Origin of the sequence: Ancylobacter moscoviensis (assembly GCF_007559435.1) — a bacterium.
In the GTDB taxonomy this organism is placed as follows: Bacteria; Pseudomonadota; Alphaproteobacteria; order Rhizobiales; family Xanthobacteraceae; genus Ancylobacter; species Ancylobacter moscoviensis.
The window spans coordinates 964,035-984,366 of the sequence record NZ_VMBP01000001.1; the positions used below are offsets into that span (position 1 = coordinate 964,035).

Consider the following 20,332-nt stretch of genomic DNA (forward strand, 5'->3'; position numbering starts at 1 on the left):
TTCCAGGCTTCATCATGGCCGGGCTTGACCCGGCCATCCCTGCCTTCGTCACGGTGCGACCGATCCGGGCCGTGGATCCCCGGGTCAAGCCCGGGGATGACGGCGTGAGGTGGAGGAGCCGCCTATGAGCACGCCCTTCTTCGCGGAGATGGTGGCCGCCTCCAACTTCTCCTTCCTGCGGGGTGCGTCCAAGGCAGAGTGTCTGGTGCTGCGGGCGCTGCTGCTCGGCCATGCCGGCATCGGCATTGCCGACCGCAACACCGTGGCCGGCGTGGTGCGCGCCTATGCGGCGCTGAAGGATATCGGCGCACGTTTTGCCAGCTTCTGGGCGGTGCCGAAGCAGGAGAGAAAGACGCCGAAAGAGGGTGAGGAGGACGAGGCCACCCGTCTCCTGCGCGAGTGGGCCGAGGCGGCGGCCGATGCCGGCCGTGGCCCGGAGCTGCCACCCTTCACCCTCGTGGTCGGCGCGCGCCTCGCCTTTGCCGACGGCACGCCGGACATCGTGGCCCATGCGCAGGACCGCGCGGGCTGGGGGCGGCTCTGCCGCCTGCTCACCGCCGGCAATCTGCGCGGCGCCAAGGGCGAGTGCATCCTGAGGCTCGACGATCTTCTCGCCGATGCCGGCGGTCTTTCGCTCATCCTCATCCCGCCAGATGAATTGCCGGCTAAAAATATAATTGAGCTGAATGATGTTCTGACGCGGCTGCACGAGGCGGCGCCCGGCTCGCTCTGGCTCGGCGCCACCATGCGGCGCCGGGGGGACGACCGCCGCCGCCTCGCCTCCCTGAAGGCGCTGGCCGGAAAGGCCGGCGTGCCGCTGCTCGCCACCAATGACGTGCTCTACCATCATCCGGACGAACGGGATCTTCAGGACGTGCTCACCTGCATCCGCGAGGGCGTCACCATCGAGACGGCGGGGCGCCTGCTGGAAGCCAATGCCGAACGGCACCTGAAGGCCCCGGAGGAGATGGTCCGCCTGTTCCGCGATGCGCCGGAGGCGGTGGAGGAGACGGCGGCCTATCTCGCCCGCATCGATTTCTCGCTGGGCGAGCTGAAATACGAATATCCCGAGGAGCCGGTGCCGCCCGGCTACACGCCGCAGCGCCGGCTGGAGGAGCTGACCTGGCAGCGCGCGGCCATCCGCTATCCGGAGGGTGTCCCCGACAAGGTGGCGAGCCAGCTCAGGACCGAGCTCGCCCTTATCGACGAGCTGGGCTACGCCTCCTATTTCCTCACCATCCGCGACATCGTCGATTTCGCCGAACGCAACCGCATCCTCTGTCAGGGCCGCGGCTCGGCGGCCAATTCCGCGGTCTGCTACGTGCTCGGCATCACCGCCGTCGACCCCGCGACCAGCAATCTGCTGTTCTCACGCTTCATCGCCCGTGAACGCAACGAGCCGCCTGATATCGACGTCGATTTCGAGCATGAGCGGCGCGAGGAGGTGATCCAGTACGTCTATGAACGCTATGGCCGGCATCGCGCCGGCATCGTGGCGACGGTGATCTCCTATCGCCCGCGCAGCGCCTTCCGCGACGTCGGCAAGGTGCTCGGCCTCACCGAGGACGTCACATCCCGCCTCGCCGGCACGGTATGGGGAAGCTGGGGCAGCGAGATCAAGGATAGCCAGACGCGCGAGGCGGGGCTCGATCCCGCCAACCCCACGGTCGCGCGGGCGGTGGGCTTCGCGGCGCGCCTGCTCGGCTTTCCGCGCCATCTCTCCCAGCATGTCGGCGGCTTCGTGCTGACCCAGAACCGGCTCGACGAGACCGTGCCCATCGGCAATGCGGCGATGAAGGACCGCACCTTCATCGAATGGGACAAGGACGACATCGACACGCTCGGCCTGCTCAAGGTCGACGTGCTGGCACTCGGCATGCTCACCTGCATCCGCAAGTCGCTCGACCTGATGGAGGAGCACGAGGGAATCGACTGGGGGCTCGCCGAAATCCCGAAGGAGCAGGGCGATGTCTACGACATGCTCTGCCGCGGCGATTCCATCGGCGTGTTCCAGGTGGAGAGCCGGGCGCAGATGAACATGCTGCCGCGCCTGAGGCCGCGCGAGCTTTACGACCTCGTTATCCAGGTGGCCATCGTCCGTCCCGGCCCGATCCAGGGCAACATGGTGCATCCCTATCTGCGCCGGCGCGAGGGCCGCGAGCCCGTCTCCTATCCCTCGCCGAAGCCGCCCTACGATCCCGACGAACTGAAAGGCGTGCTCAAGCGTACCCTCGGCGTGCCGCTGTTCCAGGAACAGGCGATGCAGCTCGCCATGACGGCGGCGGAGTTTTCCGATGTGGAGGCCAACCAGCTCCGCCGCGCCATGGCGACCTTCCGCCACCTCGGCACCATCGGCCAGTTCCGCGACAAGCTGGTCAACGGCATGGCGGCGCGCGGCTATGAGCGCGCCTTCGCCGAACGCTGCTTCGAGCAGATCAAGGGCTTCGGCGAATACGGCTTCCCGGAGAGCCATGCCGCCTCCTTCGCCAAGCTGGTCTACATCTCCGCCTTCATCAAATGCCGCTATCCCGCGGTCTTCGCGGCGGCGCTGCTGAACTCCCAGCCCATGGGCTTCTACGCTCCGGCGCAGATCGTGCGCGACGCGCGCGAGCATGGCGTCGAGGTGCGCGGCGCCGACGTCAACTACAGCGGCCACGACAACACGCTGGAGCGCGATGCGCCCGGCGTGCCGCTCGCCCTGCGCCTTGGCTTCCGGCAGATCGACGGCTTCAGCGCGGACTGGTCGGAGCGGCTCGCCGCGGCGCGGGCCGGCGGCTTCTTCGCCGATATCGAGACCCTCGCCCGCCGCTCCCGCCTGCCGGTGGCGGCCTTGCGCAAGCTGGCGGATGCCGATGCCTTCCGCTCGATGGGGCTCGACCGGCGCGCGGCGGCATGGGCGGTGCGGCGGTTGCCGAACGACGAGCCGCTGCCGCTCTTCGCGGCGGCGGATGCGCGCGAGCTTGGAGAGGATACCGATGCGGCGCTGCCGCTCATGCCGCTGCCCGAGCAGATCGCGGTCGATTACCAGACGACGCGGCTGTCGCTGAAGGGCCATCCCATGGGCATGCTGCGGGCGGTCTTCGCCGCCGAGGGCATCGCCTCGAGCGCCGATGTCGCGAGATTGCGCGACGGGGCCTATGTGCGCACGGCCGGCGTGGTGCTGGTGCGCCAGCGGCCGGGCAAGGGCAACGCCATCTTCATGACGCTGGAGGACGAGGCCGGGATCGTCAACGTGCTGCTGTGGACCCGCCAGTTCGAGCGCTACCGGGCGCAGGTGATGGGCGCGCGTCTCGTCGTGGTGGAGGGGCGGGTGCAGAAGAGCAGGGAAGGCATCGTGCATGTGATGGGCGAGCGGGTGCATGACCGCACGTCCGAGCTTTCCCGCCTGTTCGACGGGTCGGCCCGTCATCTTTCCCCGTCGCACGAGCCGGCCCCGGACGGGCGCGAGAGGCCGCCGGCCGAGGGCCATATGCTGGCGGGCCGCCGATCCGGCCATGGCCATCCGCGGCAGGTGCGGATCCTGCCGAAGTCCCGCGACTTTCACTGAGGAGCGACGGCGGGCCGTCGGCCTGTCGCGGGCGGACGGATTGATGCTAGACCGGCGTGGAAAGGCGCCCCGGATGGCGCCCACGCCAGAAAACGACGAGGAGACTTCCATGGCCGGCCGGTTCGACGATTGGGAGAAGGACGACAAGGGCCATCTGAAGGTATGGCCGATGCTGGCTTTCACCACCGCCCTGTTCGGTACCGAGAAGGTGGGCCTGCGCATCGAGATCGGCACCGAGCAGCCGAAGCCGGGCGAGCCGGTGCCCGCGCTTCAGCTCGTGCTCGATCCCGCCCAGGTGCGCCAGCTCGCCGAAGCGCTGGCCGAAGCGGAGGCGCGGCTCGCCGACGCCCGCTTCACCACGCACGCCACTCCCGGCCGGGGCTGACCTTGGCGGTTCCGGACAGCAAGCAGGCCCTGCTGGCGGAGCTCGCGCGTAGCTACGCCGCGCTGGAGAAGGAACTGGCGACGGTGCCGCCCGAGCTCTTCGGGGAGAAGACGCTGGAGGGGCATGCCAAGGGCGAGGTCATGAGCGCGCATGACCTCGTGGCCTATCTCATCGGCTGGAACGAGCTGGTGCTCAAATGGCATGCCCGGCGCGAGGCCGGCGAGGAGCCGGATTTCCCCGACACCGGCTTCGGGTGGAACGAGCTCGGCCGGCTCGCCGCCAGGTTCTACCGGGACTATGAAATGCTCGCCGTGCCGGAGCTTCTGGCGCGCCTGTCCGAGGCGAAGGCGCGGATCGTGCGGCTGGTCGAGCGCCAGGACGCCGCCGCCCTCTACGGCGCGCCCTGGTATAGGCGGTACACGATGGGCCGGATGATCCAGCTCAACACGTCCTCGCCCTATATCAATGCGCGCGGACGCCTGCGGAAATGGAAGAAGGCGAGGGGCCTCGCCTGAACGCGCGCGCAGATCGCGTCTTTGCCAGAGACGAGGTCTTCACGCCGCCAGGAACTGCGCGTCCGCCTGATCGAGGCGGCGGCGGATCTGGGTGACGAGGAGCTGGTCGTCCGGCGCGCAGTTCTCGTAGGTCAGCCGCTCGCCGGCCTTGATCGGCTTCAGCACCCGCGCCCTCTCGGCGATGCCGAGCGGCAGGGCGAAGCTGTCGCGCGCGTCGCGCCATCCCATGGTGTAGCCGCGATAATCGTATTCGCCGATCTTGCCGAGCACGTCGCCGGGCTTCAGGTCGCGCTTGGCGACCGCCGTGCACTCGGCCACCGGATGGTCCAGCACCTCCATGTCGGGCGTGCCGTGCAGCACGGCCCGCACCGCCGAGAGCGGCACTTCCAGGCTGGTGAGGTGATAGGGGCGGATCAGCGCGAAACAGGGGCCGGGGCCGACCTTGAGGTCGGTCATGCGCTCCATCACCCGCGGATGGCGCGGCTTGACGATGCAGAACACGCCCGGCGCCACGCCCTTGCCGAGGGTGAAGTCCACCACGCCCGAGCGCGAGAGGATGCCGCCATCCTCCTTGGTGCAGAGCACCTGCGCCAGCACGTCCCGGTCGGCGTGCGGCCCGTGCATGCCCGGCACGTCCGGCACGAGGCCGGTGGCGTTGGCGAGCGCGGTCATCTCCACCATGGTCTTGGAGCCGTCGACGAACTCGACCAGCATGCGCGGGTTCATGTTGCGCGCCTTCGCCTCCTCGGCGAATTCGTCGGGCACGGCGTCCGGCTTGAAGGCGTTGTTCTTCGCCTTGCCGGCGCAGACGATCTCGAAGCCGAGGGACTGGGCGAAGCCGATCAGCTCGACCGTGGCGGCCGGCTCGTCGCCGGCGGCGCCGGTCAGCACCACGCCGGCCTTGCGCGCTTCCTGCTTGAGGAAGCGGCCGATGGTGATGTCGGCCTCGACGCTGAGCAGCACCACATGCTTGCCGTTGTGGATCGCTTCCAGCGATACCAGCGTGCCGATGTTCGGGCTGCCGGTGGCGTCGATCACCACGTCGATATGCCCGGCGGCGCACATGGCGCGGTAATCGTCGGTGATGACGAACTGTCCGGCCTCGATGGCGCGGTCGATCTGGCTGCTGGAGGCGGCGGAGATGATGTCCTCGCGCCGGTGGCCGGCCATCAGCGCGGCGTCGATGGCGACCTGCGCGTTGAGCTCGGTGACGGCGCCGATGCGCACGCCCGGCATCAGCGCGGCCTGCACGATGAGGTCGGTGCCCATCTGGCCGGCGCCGGCGAGCCCGATCGTCACCGGCCCGTGCTTCGCGGTCCACTCTTCCAGTTCGGCGGCGATACCCGTCCGCACGATCCCGCTTGCACCGAGCATACGCTCAACCCTTCCTTGAAGCCCTCGCGCCCGCGCGTCCCGGCGCAGGTGTCATCCTGTCTTCGGTACTCGACATTTGTTCCAAGGCAAATAGCGCCGCGCCGATCCGTCCCGTCCTTCCGCCGTCAATAGACGGCGCCGACCGCTTCCAGAACGGCGGCGGCGGTGATCTCGTCGGTGATGAAGACGGTCGGGCGCAGCATGCGCAGCGCGGCGACCACGGCCTTGCTCTTGCCCGGTCCGCCGGAGGTGAGGATGCGCTCGGGCGTGGCCTGCAGCGTCTCGATCGGGATCGACATGACGCGGGTGTTGATCGGGTGGTCGACCGGCCGTCCCTCGCTGTCGATGAAATTGTAGACCACGTCGCCCACCGCGCCGGCGGCGATGAGCGAGGCCCAGTCGGCATCGGAGAAGAAGCCGAAGCGCAGCGAGGTGCTCTCCTCGTCCATCGCGCCGACGCTGAGCACCACGGCATCCATCTCGCGGGCGAGATTGTAGACCGTGCCGAGGCCGCAGCGCTCGATCAGCGCCTTCTTGGTCTCGATGCTGTCGACGATGGCCGGGGCGGCGATCAGGTGGCAGTCGGCCTGGAACAGGCGGGAGAGCTGCCAGGCGAATTCCGACGGATTGTACTGCTTGGCCTTGGTGATGCCGCCCAGCAGCGAGATGACGGAGAGGTTGGAGACCGTCTTCTCGTCGATGAAGCCCAGCGCCCGCATAAGCGTGCGGCCCCAGCCGAAGCCGATCTTCATGTCGGAGCGGATGAAGTCGGAGATGAACTGCCCGGTCGCCGCGCCGATGGCGCTGGTGGGATCGGCGAGCGGCCCGGAAAGCGGGGTCACCACCGCCTCGCGCAGGCCGAAGGCCTTCTGCAGGCCCATCTCCAGCCGCGGCAGCTCGGCGATCTCGCGGCTGAGGGAGATCTTCACCTCGTTGAGCTGGCGGGCGTCGGCGAGCAGGCGGACCACGGTCACGCGGCCGATGTCCAGCGCCTCGGCGATGGCGCTCTGCGTCATCCCCTCGACATAGTACATCCAGGCCGCGCGCAGCCGCAGCCGCGCTGAGCGCCGGCCCGTCGGGCTCAGATCGGCGAGCGATTCCGGCTCGCTCAGGCCGTTCGGCCTGGTCGTGGCGGCTCCTCCCGACATCGCTACCTCAACCCCCCGCGAATGACGCGCTCGCGCTGCTATAGAGGAGCAGGCGTCATCTTCAAATAGCGCGGCGGTCCGCTGACCACCTGCGCGAGCGTCCACAATGCCCCCGAAGCTTACGCAAAAACCCGCTTGTCGTCGCGTCATGCCGGGGGCACGCTGGAAAGCCTAGACACTTTCGGTCCCGGCATGTCCAGCACAGACGACACATTGAAGCTCGAGGATTTTCTCTGCTTCGCGGTCTATTCGGCCAACCACGCCTTCAATCGCGTCTACAAGCCGATGCTGGACCGGCTGGGGCTGACCTATCCGCAATATGTGGCCATGGTGACGCTCTGGGCCGAGGACGGGCTGACCGTCGGCCAGATCGGCGACCGGGTGCTGCTGGAGACCAACACCCTCACTCCGCTGCTCAAGCGGCTGGAAAGCGCCGGGCTGGTGCGCCGGGTGCGCGACGCCGCCGACGAGCGGCAGGTGCGCATCCACCTGACCGAGAAGGGCCGGGCGCTGCGCCATGAGGCGGAGCGCATTCCCCGCGAGATGGGAATGTGCCTCGAGCGCGACCCCGCCGCGCTCGGCGCCCTCACCGACGAGCTGACGCGCGTGCGCGACAAGCTGCTCTCGCGCCTCAAGCCGTAGCCGGACTGGCTTCCGCCACCTCTTCCTGCAGGCCGATCTGCCCTTCGATGAGGCGGCGGTGGCGGCCGATCTCGCCCGCGAGGAAATCGAGGAAGGCGCGCACGCGCGGCGAATGGCGCAGGTCCGGGTGGGTCAGCAGCCACAGATCGGCCGCGTAGTCGTCGTCCGGCGTGCCGAGGCGTACCAGCGACGGACGGGCGTCGCCGATCAGGCAGGGCAGGTGGCCGATGCCGATGCCGGCTTCCACCGCCTCCGCGAGGCCGAGCACCGAGTTGATCTTGTAGGCGACCCGCTCGGGCGACACGTTCTCCTGCACGAACTTCACCGCCTTCAGCGCGCCGAGGCTGTCGCCGAGCGATACCCAGTTCCGGCTGTCGAGCTGTTCCGGCGAGATGCTGCCCGGCTCGGGGAAATCGGCGGCGCGCCCGTAGAGCGCCCAGGCGATGCGCGCGACACGCCGGCCGACGAGGTTCTCCGGCGGATGATCGGTGGCGCGCACCGCCACGTCGGCATCGCGCTTGGACAGGTTCAGCGCCTGGTTGCTCAGCACGATGTCGAGCCGCACCTCGGGGTAGCGCTGGCGGAACGTCGCGAGCATCGGCATCAGCAGATGGATGAGCAGCGAATCCGGCGTGGTCACGCGCAGCTCGCCCGACGGCGCGGGCTCGCGGCCGGCGAGCTTGCGGCCGACGGCGGTGATCTCCTCGTCGAGCCGGTTGGCCAGGGCGACCATCTCCTCGCCGGCGGGCGTGAGCGCATAGCCGGTGCGGTGGCGCTCGAACAGCAGCGTGCCGAGCTGTTCCTCGATCTGCTTGAGCCGGCGGAACACCGTGGAGTGGTTCACCCCCATCGCCGCCGCCGCCGCCGGCAGCCCCTTGGCGTCCGCCACCGCCTTGATCAGGCGGAAATCGTCCCAGGCGAGATTCTTGAAAGGCTCGGCCATGCTGCTCCCCCGAGTCGATGCGGCTCTTAAGTCATTGCAAGACAAATCGATTTCTCTCGCATTGACGCCGGGGACGATAACAGCAGAAGTGCCATTGCGTCAACGCAATCGAAGATGCATGGCATTGCGCCGCTGCCGGGCTATTTCTTGTCCCAAGAGAGCGCGAGGTCGCGCTCGGACGAGGGCAAGATCATGAACCGCAATGGCATCCATCATGTGACGGCGATCGCGGGCAACGCACGCCGCAACGTCGAGTTCTACACCCGGACGCTTGGTCTGCGACTGGTCAAGAAGACCGTCAATTTCGACGATCCCGGCACCTATCACTTCTATTACGGCGATGAGGCCGGCTCTCCCGGTACCATCCTCACCTTTTTCCCGTGGGACCATGTGGCGCCCGGCCGGCTCGGCATCGGCGAGGCCCAGGAGACCGCGTTCCGCGTGCCGGAAGGCTCGATCGGCTACTGGACGCAGCGCTTCGTCGAGAAGGGCGTGTCGCACAGCGCGCCGGTGAAGCGCTTCGGCGAGACCGTGCTGGCCTTCAAGGACCCGCACGGCATGCGCCTTTCGCTGGTCGGGGTGTCCGGCATCGAGAACGCGCCGGCCTGGATCGGCACGGACGTTCCCGCCGAGCACGCCATTCGCGGCTTCCACTCCGTGAACCTGCTGCTGGCCGAGGCGGCGCCCACCGGCGCCATCCTCACCGACATCTTCGGGTTCCGCGAGATCGGCCGCGAGGGTTCGCTGGTGCGCTTCAAGGCCGAGGGCACGGAGATCGGCGGCATCGTCGACGTCCACGAGGCCGGTGGTTTCCTGCCCGCCCGCATGGGCGGCGGGTCGGTGCACCACATCGCCTTCCGCGCGGCGGACGATGCCGGGCAGGAGGAGATGGTGAGGAAGCTGGTGGAGAACCACGGCATCCGCACAACGGAGCAGAAGGACCGCAACTACTTCCGGTCCGTCTACTTCCGCGAGCCCGGCCACGTGCTGTTCGAGATCGCCACCGACATCCCCGGCTTCGCCGCGGACGAGGCGCCGGCCAAGCTCGGCGAGGCGCTGAAGCTGCCGGACTTCCTGGAGAAGCGGCGCAGCCAGATCGAAGCCGTGCTGCCGGAGATCGCCTGACCACCCCGACCATGGCGCCGCCCCGCGCGGGCGGCGCCTCCCCTTTCCAGACAAGGAGGCCGTCATGACCGACACCGCGCTTTCCTTCGTGCATCGCTTCGAGCCCGCCACCGATGCGGGCGCCCCGCCGCTGCTCCTGCTCCACGGCACCGGCGGCGACGAGAACGACCTGATCCAACTCGGCCGCATGCTCTCGCCGGGCTCCGCTTTGCTGTCGCCGCGCGGCAAGGTGCTGGAAGGCGGTGCGCCGCGCTTCTTTCGCCGCCTGCGCGAAGGCGTGTTCGACGAGGAAGACGTGCGTTTCCGCGCCGCCGAGCTCGCGAACTTCGTCACCGAAGCCCGCAAGGTGTATGATCTGGCGGCGCCGGTGGCGGTCGGCTTCTCCAACGGCGCCAACATCGCCGCGGCGATGCTGCTGACGCGGCCGGAGGTGCTGGCCGGCGCCGTTCTTCTGCGCGCCATGGTACCGCTCGCCGCGCCGCCGGCGGCGGATCTCAAGGGGCGCGGCGTGCTGCTGCTTTCCGGCGGGATGGACCCCATCGTGCCGGAGGAGAATGCCGAACGTCTCGCGGCGCAGCTTCGCGCGGCGGGGGCCCGGCTCGACCACCGGACCCTGCCGGTCGGTCACGGTCTGTCGCAGGCCGATATCGGCCTTGCCCGGCAGTGGCTTGCCGCGCCGCAGCCGGTCGCCGCGTGACGTTTCGCCGGTGAGGAACCTTCCGGCGCATTGCCGTCACGATGCTGGTGCATCACTATGGCACCGTGGCGCGATGCCGCCGTGCAGTGGAGGACGAGAATGCGTTGGGAGGATTTCCGGCGGAGCGACAACGTCGAGGATCGACGTGGCCAGAGTGGCGGCTTCGGCGGTGGAATCGGCGGCGGCCCGCGCATTGGCCGGCGCGGTGGCCTCGGCATTGGCGGCCTCATCGTGGTCGGCCTGATCGCCTGGGCGACCGGCATCAACCCGGCCCTGCTGATCGGCGGTGCGGAAATCCTGATGGGCGACAAGAGCGGCAGTTCCACCCAGAGCGAGCAGGCCGCGCCCTCCGGCAAGACCGGCGCGCCGCAGGACGAGCTGGGCAAGTTCGCCGCCGTGGTGCTCGCCCAGACCGAGGATGTGTGGAAGCCGCTGTTCCAGGCGCAGGGCGCGACCTATAAGGAGCCGGGCATGGTGCTGTTCTCCGGCGCCACGCGTTCGGCCTGCGGCATGGCGGATTCCGCCGTCGGGCCGTTCTATTGCCCGCGCGACCAGAAGGTCTATCTCGACCTGTCCTTCTTCGACGAACTGAAGCGCCGCTTCCGCGCGCCCGGCGATTTCGCCGCCGCCTACGTCATCGCGCATGAGGTGGGTCATCACGTCGAGAACCAGATCGGCCTGCTGCCCAAGGTGCAGGAACGCCAGCGCCAGGTCTCGCAGGCCGAGGCCAACGCGCTGTCCGTGCGCGTCGAGCTGATGGCCGATTGCCTCGCCGGTGTATGGGCGCATCACGCCAATGCACAGTGGCGTATCCTCGAGGATGGCGACATCGAGGAGGCGATGAACGCGGCTACCGCCATCGGCGATGACCGGCTGCAGAAGCAGTCGCAGGGCTATGTGGTGCCCGACAGCTTCACTCATGGCACTTCCGCCCAGCGCGTGAAGTGGTTCCGCGAGGGGCTCGACAACGGCTCCATGCAGCGCTGCAACACCTTCCAGGGCAGCATCTGAGCCCTGTCCGGGCGAGACGAAAGACGCACCGCGACGCAGGAGCGCGCGCCATGAGCAGCGAGGCCGAAAAGCCTTTCGTGCCGCTTTCCATCGCGGTGCTGACCATTTCCGACACCCGCACCTTCGCCGACGACCGTTCCGGCAACACGCTGGTCGAGCGGGTGGAGGCGGCGGGCCATCGACTCGCCGACCGCGCCATCGTGCCGGACGACGTGGAGACCATCCGCGCGCAGGTCGCCGGCTGGATCGCCGATGCGGGGGTGGACGTGGTCATCACCACCGGCGGCACCGGCTTCACCGGCCGCGACGTGACGCCGGAGGCGGTGGAGCCGCTGTTCGAGAAGCGCATGGAGGGCTTCTCGACCGTCTTCCACATGATCTCGTTCCAGAAGATCGGCACCTCGACGCTGCAGAGCCGCGCCACGGCGGGCGTCGCCAACGCGACCTATATCTTCTGCCTGCCGGGCTCGCCCGGTGCCTGCCGCGACGGCTGGGACGGCATCCTCGTCCACCAGCTCGATATCCGCCACAAGCCGTGCAATTTCGTCGAGATCCTGCCCCGGCTCGACGAGCACCTGAAGCGCAGCAAGCTGCGCGCGCCGGCCGGCGCCGCCGGCTGAGCCGGTTTTTCGCCCGGCCTCGGCCTTCAGTTCTCCGGCAGCAGCATCTGCGAGCGCAGCAGCACCAGCCGGCCGCGTCCGATCCGCGCCGTCAGGCGCTTCATGGAATGCGGGCCGGGCGCGTGGCCGCCGAGCGCCTCGTAGAAGCGGCGGTGGATCAGCAGCCCCTGCTCGGAACGCGGGCGGCCGGTGAGCGCATGGCGCAGCATGGCTGCCGCCTCCTTCACGCGCGGGGACACGCCGAAGCCGTCCAGCGCCAGCCGGAAGGTCGCCGCCCGCCGGTCGGTGGCGCCGATCCGCTCGACCTGATCGGTGAAGGTGCGCACCTCGCGGGTCCAGCCCTCCTGCAGCAGGCCCCTCGGCTCCAGGAACAGCAGCCAGGGCGCACGCGCCGCCGCCGCGCCCTGCTGCATCCGCGTCCCCGGATCGGCCGGGCCGCTCAGATATTCGCAGCCCGCCGCGTCGGCGATCTCCGCCACTTCGGGCGAAGCGCCGGAATCGACGAGCAGCACCTCGCGCACGATGCCGGCGGCCGCGCCCGGCACGAGCGCCGCCAGGGTCGGGATCAGCCGCTTGGAGGTCTCATCTGTGGGTATGACGACCGAGATCACGCGCTCAGCCACCCCTTGACGATCTTGGCTGGAAAAGGCCCGCGGGCCCGACGGATGAAGCGTTTTCCTGCCTAGCCCACCCATTCGCGCACGTACAGGCCGGCTGTCGCAATTCTGCCAATGTTCTTGATATGTTCTCATTATTGGGCTAGAGAACACGCCATGGAACGCCGCGCTCATCCTTCCCGCCTCGAACCGCCGCCGCCCCGGCATCTGGGACGGCTGGTCGAGGAGCGGCGCGCCCGGCAGGCGGAGGAGCGCCGATCGGCGGAGCGGGACGTCTCCGCCCTGTCGGAGATGGACGCGGTGGCGCCGCCGCCCGTCCCCGATTGGATGGTCGACGGCGAGCGCCGGCGCGGGCGCGGCGCGCTCTCCAACGCGGCCGGGCGTTTCGAGCCGCAGGCGCGCGAGGCCTTCGACGATGGCTGGCAGAGCCTCGACGACCTGCCGCCCTTCCGCACCAGCGTGACGGTGGAGAAGCCGCGCACCATCATCAACCGCAACGATTCGCCCGATGTGGGCTTCGACCGCTCGATCAATCCCTATCGCGGCTGCGAGCACGGCTGCGTCTACTGCTTCGCGCGCCCCACCCATGCCTATCAGGGGCTTTCCGCCGGGCTCGACTTCGAGACCAAGCTGTTCGCCAAGCCGGACGCGCCCGAACTGCTGGCGAAGGAGCTATCGAAGCCGGGCTACGAGCCGCGCACCATCGCGCTCGGCATCAACACCGACGCCTATCAGCCGATCGAGCGGGAATGGCGGCTGACCCGCCGCATCCTGGAGGTGCTGAGCGATTTCGGCCATCCGGTAGGCATCGTCACCAAGTCGGCGCTGGTGCTGCGCGATCTCGACATCCTCGCGCCCATGGCCGAGCGCGGGCTGGCGAAGGTGGCGCTCTCCGTCACCTCGCTCGATCCCAAGCTGGCGCGCATCATGGAGCCGCGCGCCGCCACTCCGCCGCGCCGGCTCGATACGATCCGCCGCCTCAGCGAGGCCGGCGTGCCGACCGCCGTTCTGGTGGCGCCGGTCATCCCCGCCGTGACCGACGCGGAGATGGAGCGTATCCTCGATGCGGCGGTGGCGGCGGGCGCCTCGGAGGCGGGCTACGTCATGCTGCGCGTGCCGCTGGAGATCCGCGACCTGTTCCGGGAATGGCTGCTGGCGCATTTCCCCGACCGTTACCGCCACGTGCTCTCCCTGCTGAAGGAACTGCACGGCGGGCGCGAGTATGACTCCACCTTCGGCCAGCGCATGACCGGGTCGGGTCCCTATGCCTGGACCATGGCGCGGCGCTTCGAGATCGCGGTGGAACGGCTCGGGCTGAACCGCCGCCACACGCGGCTCACCACGCGCCATTTCAGCCGCCCGCCGCGGAAGGGCGAGCAATTGTCGCTGTTCGGGGAAGAGGCATGAGTGCCGCTGCGGCCGGGCGGCCGAGGGAGGTTTCGATGGAGACGGAGCTGTCGATGGAGAAGGAGACGGGCGACGTTTCGCCCCGCAGGCGTGCCATGGCGCCGCTGCGCCTGTCGCTGATCACGCTCGGCGTCGCCGATCTCGACCGCGCCGTCGCCTTCTACGAGGCGCTCGGCCTCGAACGGCGGGTGAAGGAGGCCAAGGGCGCCGCCTTCTTCGATGCCGGCGGCGTGGTGCTCTCGCTCTATCCGCGCCATGAACTCGCCGCCGATGCCGGGGTGCTTCCCGGCCGCGCCGGGCAGTTCGGCGGGATCGCGCTCGCCTGCAACCGGACGAGCCGGGCGGAGGTCGACACCACGCTGATCCGCGCCGTGGCGGCGGGCGGCCGGGCGCTGCGGCCGGCGCAGCCGACCTTCTGGGGCGGCTATTCCGGCTATGTCGCCGATCCCGACGGCCACCCCTGGGAGATCGCCCACAATCCCGGCTTTCCCTTCGATGCCGGGGGCCGCATCGTCCTGCCCGAATGAGCGGGGCGGGCCGGACGCGCGGGCCCGCATTCGCCGGTTCTGCGGTGGCGGCGCGTGGGCCGGTGGACATGAAAATGCCCGGCCGAAGCCGGGCATCATGTCGTCGATGGCCGCCGCGCGGCCGGCCGGCGGCTTTGCCCGCGCCGGGCGGGACGACGAGGTCGCGCCGGCCCGGACCGAAGCCCGCACTCAGTTGGCGCCGAGCAGCGGCGCCAGTTCCTTGTCGAGGTCTTCCGGGCTGATGGCGCCGGAGAACTTCTTGCCGTTGATGAAGAAGGTCGGCGTGGAATCGATGCCGAACTCCGTGGCGGCGCGCTTGGCGCTCTCGTCGATCTCGCCGCCCAGCTTGGTGTCGCTCAGGCAGGCGTTGAACTGTTCCTCGGTCATGCCGCTCTGCTTGGCGATGCCGAGCAGCGCCTGCGCCGGATTGTTGGTGAAGGCCCAGCTCTTCTGCGTCTCGAACAGCGTGTCGGTCATCGGGTAGTATTTGCCCTCGCCGGCGCAGCGCGCCAGCATGAAGGCGGCCTTGGCCACGATGTCGAGCGGGAATTCGCGCAGGATGAAGCGGACCTTGCCGGTGTCGATGTATTTCTCCTTCAGCACCGGATAGGTCGTCTCGTGGAAATGCGCGCAGTGGCCGCAGGTCATCGAGGCATATTCGACGATGGTGACGGGGGCGTCGGCCTTGCCCTGCACCTGGTCCGGCAGCGGGCCGGCTTCCATCAGCTTGGCGACGTCGATCGTCTGCGCCTCGGCGCGGCCGATGAAGTCGAGACCGGCGAGGCTGCCGGGGCCGGCAAGGGCGACGAGCGCCGCCGTGGTGAGGGCAACGGTGCCGATACCTTCGAGGAAGCGACGGCGGTCGATCATGGTCGGTCTCCAGGGGACGGCCGGACACGCGCGCCGGCTTCGAACGGTGTAGCGCCTACAGGCAGCGCGCGAACATGGCAACGGTGGGGCGGAGGACGCAGCGTCACCGCTGCGTGATGCTTCCGCTTGGTCTTTCCGGCACTCTCAACCCCGGCGGGGCCGAACCGGGCGCCGCGCGTCGCGGACGACGAGCGCGCCGAGCCGGGCGAGCGCGGCGGCGAGTGCGGGATCCTCGAAGGCACCCGCCTGGCGCGCCATCCGCTGCTCGATCTCGCCGCGGGCCGCCGCGTCCGGCTCGACGAACACCCGGCGGACGGGCGGGCGGGGAACCGGCCCCTGCCGCAGCGCCAGCCGGCCGATGCAGCGCCAGCCGAAATAGCGGTTCACCCGCTCGATCACCACCGGCGCATCATGCTGCAGCTCGATGGCGAAGCCGCCCTCGACCCGCACATGCAGTACGCCGGGGTCCTGGCTCTCGGGTCGCGAGGGCCAGGCGAGCCGGATCGGCACGGCGCGCGCGGCCAGCGCTTCGCCCACGATGTCCGCCCAGCGGGTGACGATCTCCACCGAGGCGAGGCCGCGCTGGCGGCAGCTCTCGGCGATGGTCGTCTCGATCAGGTCGGCGAGCGGGCGCGGGGCGAAGGGACGGGCCATGAAGGTCTCGACAGCGATAGCATCTTGCCCGGGGCGGCCGATGCGGCCACCTTGCGGGCACGTTTTCGAGGATCGCATGCCCGCCGCCGCCAATCCAGCCATTCGCGTTCCGCCGGCCGCCGCCCGTCCGGCGCCGGCGGCTCTGCTCGCCTGGTACGACCGCCACCGCCGTCGTCTGCCCTGGCGCGCGGCGCCGGGCCGGCGGCAGGAGCCCTACCGGGTTTTCCTCTCCGAGATCATGCTGCAGCAGACCACGGTGGTGACGGTCGCGCCCTATTACGAGGCCTTCCTGGCGCGCTGGCCGAGCGTCGCGGCGCTCGCCGAGGCGCCGCTGGAGGAGGTGCTCTCCGCCTGGGCCGGGCTCGGCTATTACGCCCGCGCCCGCAACCTGCACGCCTGCGCCCGGGCGGTCGTGGCACGGCACGGAGGCGTCTTTCCCGATACGGAGGAGGCGCTGCTCGATCTGCCCGGCATCGGCCCCTACACGGCCGCCGCCATCGCCTCCATCGCCTATGAGCGCCGGGCGGCGCCGGTGGACGGCAATTGGGAGCGGGTGGTGGCGCGCCTCTTCGCGGTCGACGAGCCGCTGCCGCGGGCGAAGGCGAAGCTGCGGGCGCTGGCGCTCACCTTGCTGCCGGATGCGCGCCACGGCGATTTCGCGCAGGCGATGATGGATCTCGGCGCCACCATCTGCACGCCGCGCAAGCCCGCCTGCGCGCTGTGCCCGTGGACGGAGGCCTGCGTGGCGCGGGCGGAGGGCGCGCCCGAGCGCTACCCGGTGAAGGTAGCCAAGGCGGCGAAGCCGGCGCGGCGTGGCGTCGCCTTTCTCGCCGTCCGGGCGGACGGCGCGGTTCTCGTGCGTTCGCGGCCGCCGAAGGGACTGCTCGGCGGCATGAGCGAGGTGCCCTCGACGCCGTGGGAGCCGGGCGGTGTCGCCAATCCCGCCGGCCACGCGCCGCTGAAGGCGCCGTGGCGGGCGCTCAACGCGCCGGTAACCCACGTCTTCAGCCATTTCGCACTGGAGCTCGACGTGTGGCGGGCCGATCTCGCCGCCGGCACCACGGCCCCGGCCGGCCATCGCTGGGTGCGGCCGGAAGGGTTCGACGCCGAGGCCTTTCCCAGCGTGATGCGCAAGGTGCTGGCGAAGCTGTAGCGGGCGTTACTCGGCGGCGATGGCCATTTCCGAGCGCATCACCGCGCGCAGCGAATCGATCGGCTTGAGGCCCTCACGGGTCTCGATGTGCCAGTAGGTCCAGCCGTTGCAGGCCTCCAGCCCCTGCGCGATGGCGCCGGCGCGGTGGATGGAGCCGATCTGGCCGAGGCCCGGCGCGGTTTCCAGCGAGAGCGTGCCGTCGGCCCGCACCATGGCGCGCACCCGCGCCTTGGCGTCGGTCAGCATGGTGCCGGGCGCGACGAGGCCACGGTCCAGAAGGGTGTTGAAGGCGACGCGTGGCGCCTCGCGGGCGGTCGGCGCCAAAGCGAGGGCGGCCTCGGGCAGCGGCTCCACCGCGTCGATGCGCGCCTGCGCGGCGTCCGCATAGGCCGGGTCGCGCTCGATGCCGACGAAATGCCGGCCGAGCCGCTTGGCGACCGCCGCGGTCGTGCCGGAGCCGAGGAAGGGATCGAGCACCACGTCGCCGGGCTTCGAGGCGGAGAGGATCACCCGCGCCAGCAGCGCCTCGGGCTTCTGCGTCGGGTGCACCTTGTGGCCGGCCTCGTCCTTCAGCCGCTCATGGCCCGAGCAGATGGGGAACAGCCAGTCGGAGCGCATCTGCACGTCCTCATTGGCCGCCTTGAGCGCCTCGTAGTTGAAGGTGTAGCCCCGCGCCCCCGGCTCGCGCGCCGCCCAGATCATCGTCTCATGGGCATTGGTGAAGCGGCGGCCGCGGAAGTTCGGCATCGGGTTGGTCTTGCGCCAGACGATGTCGTTGAGGATCCAGAAATCGAGATCCTGCAGCATCGCGCCGACGCGGAAGATGTTGTGATAGGAGCCGATGACCCACAGCGTGCCGGTGGGCTTCAGCACCCGGCGCACCGCCAGCAGCCAGGCGCGGGTGAAGGCGTCATAGGCCTCGAAGCTCTCGAACTTGTCCCAGGCATCGTCGACCGCGTCGACGCGGCTGTCGTCGGGGCGCTTCAGTTCGCCCTGGAGCTGGAGATTATAGGGCGGGTCGGCGAACACCATGTCGACCGAGCGCGCCGGCAGCTTCGACAGCTCGGCCACGCAGTCGCCGCGCAGAATGCTGTCGACGGGAAGATTCGCGGAGGAAAGACCGGAGGCGGTATCGCGGGAACGCACGACGCCGATTCGGGACGCCCGGCGGGCCTCCCCGTTACGAACCACCTTCATGGACGGCTACCTTACTCGTACAGGACGCAACGGAACTCGTTTCCACAATGTCCTTCGGGCAGGGTAAAGACGGGGTAAAAGGTATCGCGTGAAGGAGCCGAATGTGGTCGAAGCGCCGGCTCAGCCGCCATCCCCTCCATCGCCGCCGATGGTGCCGCGCTGGCATGGCGACGGGCTCCCCGCCCGCTCGATCCGCTTCGCCCTCACGGTGATGGCGCCGATCACGGCGGGGATGCTGGTCGGGGTCGATATCTGGCTGATCTACGCCATGGTAACCTGTATCCTCGCCTTCACGCTCGATACCGGCGGGCCGGCGCTGCACCGCCTCGGCTGGATGGCGGGGGCGGGGCTCGTCGTGCTCGCGGGCACCGGCATCGGCACGCTGGCCGCCGGCCACACGCCGCTGATCGTCATCGCCTTCGCGTTGGTCGGCGGGTTCTACGCGCTGGTGGAGAGCATCCATCCGAGCGCGGCCGCGGCGGCCCGCTTCATGTGCCTGACGCTGGCGGTGGGAGCGCTCTACGCGCCGTTGCAGCCCGGCGACGTGCCGGTCGTCGCCGCCTTCGTGCTCTATGCCTGGGCGGTGTCGATGGCGTGGGATGCCGTCACCGGCACCTGGCGCCCCTCCACGGCGCCGGCTCCGGCGATGGTCTATGCGCGCATCCGGGCTACCCAGCGCGAGCGCTGGGTTTTCGCCACGGCGGTCGCCATCGCGGTGCCGCTCGCCTTCCTCACCAGCCTCGCCCTCGGCCTGCACCGGCCCTACTGGGCGCTGATCGCCATCGTGCTGGTGCTGCGGGCGGACGCGCTGTCGAGCCGCCGCATGATGGAACAGACGCTGGGCGGCACGCTGCTGGGCGTGGTGGCGGCGCTGGCCTTTGGCTACGCGCTGCCCTTCCACGCGGCGCTGCTGGTCGGCATGGCGCTCGCCGCGCTCATCCGCTGGCCGGCGCAGCAGCTGCACGGCGCGCTCGGCATGGCGGCGCTCACCGCCTTCATCATCCTGCTGTTGGAGCTGGTCGCCGGCAGCGTCGGCGGCGCGTCGCACGACATTCTCGAGCGGCTGGTCGACGTGATGGTCGGCTGCGTCTTCGCCGTGGTGGCGCTGCTGCTCGACCGGCTGGGGCAGGCGCTGCTGCGCCGTCTGTACCCGCGCCGCCCCTGACGTCGGCCGGCTTCAGGGCACGGTCCAGAGGATCGGGAGCAGCCCCTGCGCCTGGGCAAGCTCGATGCCCTCGGCAAGGGGGATGGAGGCGAGGAAGACGCAGGCGTCGACGAAGGTGCGCACCACCAGCTGCGGGCGGATCTCCAGCGTATCGACATTGCGCCACAGGCGGGGGTTCGGCAGGAAGCGCGGCACCCGCGCCTTGTAGACGACATAGGCGTCGCCGAAGACCTCGGTGAGGAAGCGCTCTTCCTTGCGCACCACGAGAGTGAAGACGATCACGGTGATGAACATCGCCGCCAGCGCGGCGGTGATGCTGCCGAACTGCGCGCCGGCGCCGGCCGCGCCGATGAAGGAGAAGAAATAGAGCGGGTTGCGGCACATCGAATAGGGGCCGACATCGACCAGCGTGGCCTTCTTGCGCCCGCCAATATAGAGCGAGCACCAGGTGCGGCCGATGATGGCCACGATCATCAGCACCCGGCCGGTATGCTCGATGATCTCGTGCACGCTGAGGTCGTCGCCATCCGGCCAGACCGAATGACCGAACAGCAGCACGCCCACCGCGATGGTGCCGAGGGCATAGAGCCAGAGCTTGCGGACATTCTGCACGGCGGCGATGTCGAAGCTGGGCGTCGCGGGCGGCGTGCGCGGCATATCGGTCATGGAAGGCGGTTCCCGCGGGAGATGAGCCGTCTCATCAACCCGCCCGTCGCGGCTTTTTTCGGGCAGCCC

Annotated in this window: 20 protein-coding genes; 12 read left to right on the forward strand and 8 right to left on the reverse strand. The window is 69.6% G+C overall.

Annotation, left to right across the window (positions count from 1 at the left end; all coding sequences use genetic code 11):
* Nucleotides 1-124: 124 nt before the first annotated feature.
* The 3 genes from FO470_RS04485 to FO470_RS04495 all read left to right on the forward strand — a co-directional run bounded on the left by FO470_RS04485 (nucleotide 125) and on the right by FO470_RS04495 (nucleotide 4,447).
* A complete protein-coding gene (locus FO470_RS04485; RefSeq protein WP_144341682.1) occupies nucleotides 125-3,547 on the forward strand; it encodes an error-prone DNA polymerase in 3,423 nt (1,140 codons plus the stop codon).
* A gap of 109 nt (nucleotides 3,548-3,656) precedes the next feature.
* Nucleotides 3,657-3,932, forward strand: coding sequence for a hypothetical protein (locus tag FO470_RS04490; protein ID WP_144341683.1), 276 nt, complete (start codon nucleotides 3,657-3,659; stop codon nucleotides 3,930-3,932).
* A 2-nt stretch (nucleotides 3,933-3,934) separates the two neighbouring features.
* On the forward strand, nucleotides 3,935-4,447 hold the full coding sequence (locus tag FO470_RS04495; protein WP_144341684.1) for a ClbS/DfsB family four-helix bundle protein: 513 nt from the start codon (nucleotides 3,935-3,937) through the stop codon (nucleotides 4,445-4,447).
* 39 nt (nucleotides 4,448-4,486) lie between these two features.
* Here FO470_RS04495 and FO470_RS04500 read toward each other — a convergent pair whose 3' ends face one another.
* Both FO470_RS04500 and FO470_RS04505 read right to left on the reverse strand, forming a co-directional pair.
* Entirely contained in the window at nucleotides 4,487-5,821 is a 1,335-nt protein-coding gene (locus tag FO470_RS04500; protein WP_144341685.1) for an NAD(P)H-dependent oxidoreductase, read from the reverse strand.
* A 125-nt stretch (nucleotides 5,822-5,946) separates the two neighbouring features.
* The gene (locus FO470_RS04505; protein WP_144341686.1) at nucleotides 5,947-6,969 is read right to left on the reverse strand and encodes a sugar-binding transcriptional regulator; all 1,023 of its coding nucleotides are present in this window, start codon (nucleotides 6,967-6,969) and stop codon (nucleotides 5,947-5,949) included.
* Nucleotides 6,970-7,161: 192 nt separating this feature from the next.
* Here FO470_RS04505 and FO470_RS04510 point away from each other — a divergent pair, with 192 nt between their 5' ends.
* Nucleotides 7,162-7,611 (forward strand): MarR family winged helix-turn-helix transcriptional regulator, encoded by a 450-nt coding sequence (locus FO470_RS04510; RefSeq protein WP_186291829.1) that lies wholly within the window; start codon nucleotides 7,162-7,164, stop codon nucleotides 7,609-7,611.
* On the opposite strand, the gene FO470_RS04515 is transcribed toward FO470_RS04510, so the two are convergent.
* Complete coding sequence (locus FO470_RS04515; RefSeq protein ID WP_144341688.1) at nucleotides 7,601-8,554, reverse strand: LysR family transcriptional regulator; 954 nt, start codon at nucleotides 8,552-8,554, stop codon at nucleotides 7,601-7,603. The genes FO470_RS04510 and FO470_RS04515 overlap by 11 nt on opposite strands.
* A 192-nt stretch (nucleotides 8,555-8,746) precedes the next feature.
* Here FO470_RS04515 and FO470_RS04520 point away from each other — a divergent pair, with 192 nt between their 5' ends.
* From FO470_RS04520 to moaB, 4 genes are all read left to right on the forward strand, one after another.
* Nucleotides 8,747-9,679 carry a ring-cleaving dioxygenase gene (locus tag FO470_RS04520; protein ID WP_144341689.1) on the forward strand — a complete coding sequence of 311 codons (933 nt, stop codon included), beginning with the start codon at nucleotides 8,747-8,749 and terminating at the stop codon, nucleotides 9,677-9,679.
* A 64-nt stretch (nucleotides 9,680-9,743) separates the two neighbouring features.
* Nucleotides 9,744-10,376: an alpha/beta hydrolase gene (locus FO470_RS04525; RefSeq protein WP_144341690.1), complete on the forward strand. Its 633-nt coding sequence runs from the start codon at nucleotides 9,744-9,746 to the stop codon at nucleotides 10,374-10,376.
* 99 nt (nucleotides 10,377-10,475) lie between these two features.
* Nucleotides 10,476-11,387 (forward strand): KPN_02809 family neutral zinc metallopeptidase, encoded by a 912-nt coding sequence (gene ypfJ, locus FO470_RS04530; protein WP_144341691.1) that lies wholly within the window; start codon nucleotides 10,476-10,478, stop codon nucleotides 11,385-11,387.
* Between the two features lie 50 nt (nucleotides 11,388-11,437).
* Nucleotides 11,438-12,007, forward strand: coding sequence for a molybdenum cofactor biosynthesis protein B (gene moaB / locus FO470_RS04535; RefSeq protein ID WP_144341692.1), 570 nt, complete (start codon nucleotides 11,438-11,440; stop codon nucleotides 12,005-12,007).
* A gap of 26 nt (nucleotides 12,008-12,033) precedes the next feature.
* Here moaB and FO470_RS04540 read toward each other — a convergent pair whose 3' ends face one another.
* Complete coding sequence (locus FO470_RS04540; protein WP_246659467.1) at nucleotides 12,034-12,630, reverse strand: glycosyltransferase family protein; 597 nt, start codon at nucleotides 12,628-12,630, stop codon at nucleotides 12,034-12,036.
* Nucleotides 12,631-12,915: 285 nt separating this feature from the next.
* Here FO470_RS04540 and FO470_RS04545 point away from each other — a divergent pair, with 285 nt between their 5' ends.
* Together FO470_RS04545 and FO470_RS04550 are read left to right on the forward strand one after the other, a co-directional pair.
* Nucleotides 12,916-14,031, forward strand: a complete 1,116-nt coding sequence (locus FO470_RS04545; protein WP_186291860.1) for a PA0069 family radical SAM protein — start codon at nucleotides 12,916-12,918, stop codon at nucleotides 14,029-14,031.
* A 35-nt stretch (nucleotides 14,032-14,066) separates the two neighbouring features.
* Nucleotides 14,067-14,558, forward strand: a complete 492-nt coding sequence (locus tag FO470_RS04550; RefSeq protein ID WP_335880557.1) for a VOC family protein — start codon at nucleotides 14,067-14,069, stop codon at nucleotides 14,556-14,558.
* A gap of 189 nt (nucleotides 14,559-14,747) precedes the next feature.
* Here the strand turns inward: FO470_RS04550 and FO470_RS04555 are convergent, their stop codons facing one another.
* Together FO470_RS04555 and FO470_RS04560 are read right to left on the reverse strand one after the other, a co-directional pair.
* Nucleotides 14,748-15,428, reverse strand: coding sequence for a DsbA family protein (locus FO470_RS04555; protein ID WP_144341693.1), 681 nt, complete (start codon nucleotides 15,426-15,428; stop codon nucleotides 14,748-14,750).
* A 144-nt stretch (nucleotides 15,429-15,572) separates the two neighbouring features.
* Nucleotides 15,573-16,082: a DUF721 domain-containing protein gene (locus FO470_RS04560; RefSeq protein ID WP_144341694.1), complete on the reverse strand. Its 510-nt coding sequence runs from the start codon at nucleotides 16,080-16,082 to the stop codon at nucleotides 15,573-15,575.
* A gap of 76 nt (nucleotides 16,083-16,158) precedes the next feature.
* On the opposite strand from FO470_RS04560, the gene mutY reads away from it, so the two are divergent.
* Nucleotides 16,159-17,235, forward strand: a complete 1,077-nt coding sequence (mutY, locus tag FO470_RS04565; protein ID WP_144341695.1) for an A/G-specific adenine glycosylase — start codon at nucleotides 16,159-16,161, stop codon at nucleotides 17,233-17,235.
* 6 nt (nucleotides 17,236-17,241) lie between these two features.
* Here mutY and FO470_RS04570 read toward each other — a convergent pair whose 3' ends face one another.
* Nucleotides 17,242-18,432, reverse strand: coding sequence for a site-specific DNA-methyltransferase (locus FO470_RS04570; RefSeq protein ID WP_144341696.1), 1,191 nt, complete (start codon nucleotides 18,430-18,432; stop codon nucleotides 17,242-17,244).
* Nucleotides 18,433-18,520: 88 nt separating this feature from the next.
* On the opposite strand from FO470_RS04570, the gene FO470_RS04575 reads away from it, so the two are divergent.
* Nucleotides 18,521-19,597, forward strand: coding sequence for an FUSC family protein (locus FO470_RS04575; RefSeq protein ID WP_246659468.1), 1,077 nt, complete (start codon nucleotides 18,521-18,523; stop codon nucleotides 19,595-19,597).
* A 12-nt stretch (nucleotides 19,598-19,609) separates the two neighbouring features.
* On the opposite strand, the gene FO470_RS04580 is transcribed toward FO470_RS04575, so the two are convergent.
* Nucleotides 19,610-20,263: a methyltransferase family protein gene (locus FO470_RS04580; protein WP_144341697.1), complete on the reverse strand. Its 654-nt coding sequence runs from the start codon at nucleotides 20,261-20,263 to the stop codon at nucleotides 19,610-19,612.
* Nucleotides 20,264-20,332 lie beyond the last annotated feature (69 nt).

Coding starts and splice junctions, on each gene's coding strand:
- FO470_RS04560 (WP_144341694.1), bottom strand. CDS start 16,082: ATGGCCCGTCCCTTCGCCCCGCGCCCGCTCGCCGACCTGATCGAGACG.
- FO470_RS04570 (WP_144341696.1), bottom strand. CDS start 18,432: ATGAAGGTGGTTCGTAACGGGGAGGCCCGCCGGGCGTCCCGAATCGGC.
- FO470_RS04510 (WP_186291829.1), top strand. CDS start 7,162: ATGTCCAGCACAGACGACACATTGAAGCTCGAGGATTTTCTCTGCTTC.
- ypfJ (WP_144341691.1), top strand. CDS start 10,476: ATGCGTTGGGAGGATTTCCGGCGGAGCGACAACGTCGAGGATCGACGT.
- FO470_RS04555 (WP_144341693.1), bottom strand. CDS start 15,428: ATGATCGACCGCCGTCGCTTCCTCGAAGGTATCGGCACCGTTGCCCTC.
- FO470_RS04580 (WP_144341697.1), bottom strand. CDS start 20,263: ATGACCGATATGCCGCGCACGCCGCCCGCGACGCCCAGCTTCGACATC.
- FO470_RS04490 (WP_144341683.1), top strand. CDS start 3,657: ATGGCCGGCCGGTTCGACGATTGGGAGAAGGACGACAAGGGCCATCTG.
- FO470_RS04505 (WP_144341686.1), bottom strand. CDS start 6,969: ATGTCGGGAGGAGCCGCCACGACCAGGCCGAACGGCCTGAGCGAGCCG.
- FO470_RS04520 (WP_144341689.1), top strand. CDS start 8,747: ATGAACCGCAATGGCATCCATCATGTGACGGCGATCGCGGGCAACGCA.
- FO470_RS04550 (WP_335880557.1), top strand. CDS start 14,067: ATGGAGACGGAGCTGTCGATGGAGAAGGAGACGGGCGACGTTTCGCCC.
- FO470_RS04525 (WP_144341690.1), top strand. CDS start 9,744: ATGACCGACACCGCGCTTTCCTTCGTGCATCGCTTCGAGCCCGCCACC.
- FO470_RS04545 (WP_186291860.1), top strand. CDS start 12,916: ATGGACGCGGTGGCGCCGCCGCCCGTCCCCGATTGGATGGTCGACGGC.
- FO470_RS04515 (WP_144341688.1), bottom strand. CDS start 8,554: ATGGCCGAGCCTTTCAAGAATCTCGCCTGGGACGATTTCCGCCTGATC.
- moaB (WP_144341692.1), top strand. CDS start 11,438: ATGAGCAGCGAGGCCGAAAAGCCTTTCGTGCCGCTTTCCATCGCGGTG.
- FO470_RS04485 (WP_144341682.1), top strand. CDS start 125: ATGAGCACGCCCTTCTTCGCGGAGATGGTGGCCGCCTCCAACTTCTCC.
- FO470_RS04500 (WP_144341685.1), bottom strand. CDS start 5,821: ATGCTCGGTGCAAGCGGGATCGTGCGGACGGGTATCGCCGCCGAACTG.
- mutY (WP_144341695.1), top strand. CDS start 16,159: ATGCCCGCCGCCGCCAATCCAGCCATTCGCGTTCCGCCGGCCGCCGCC.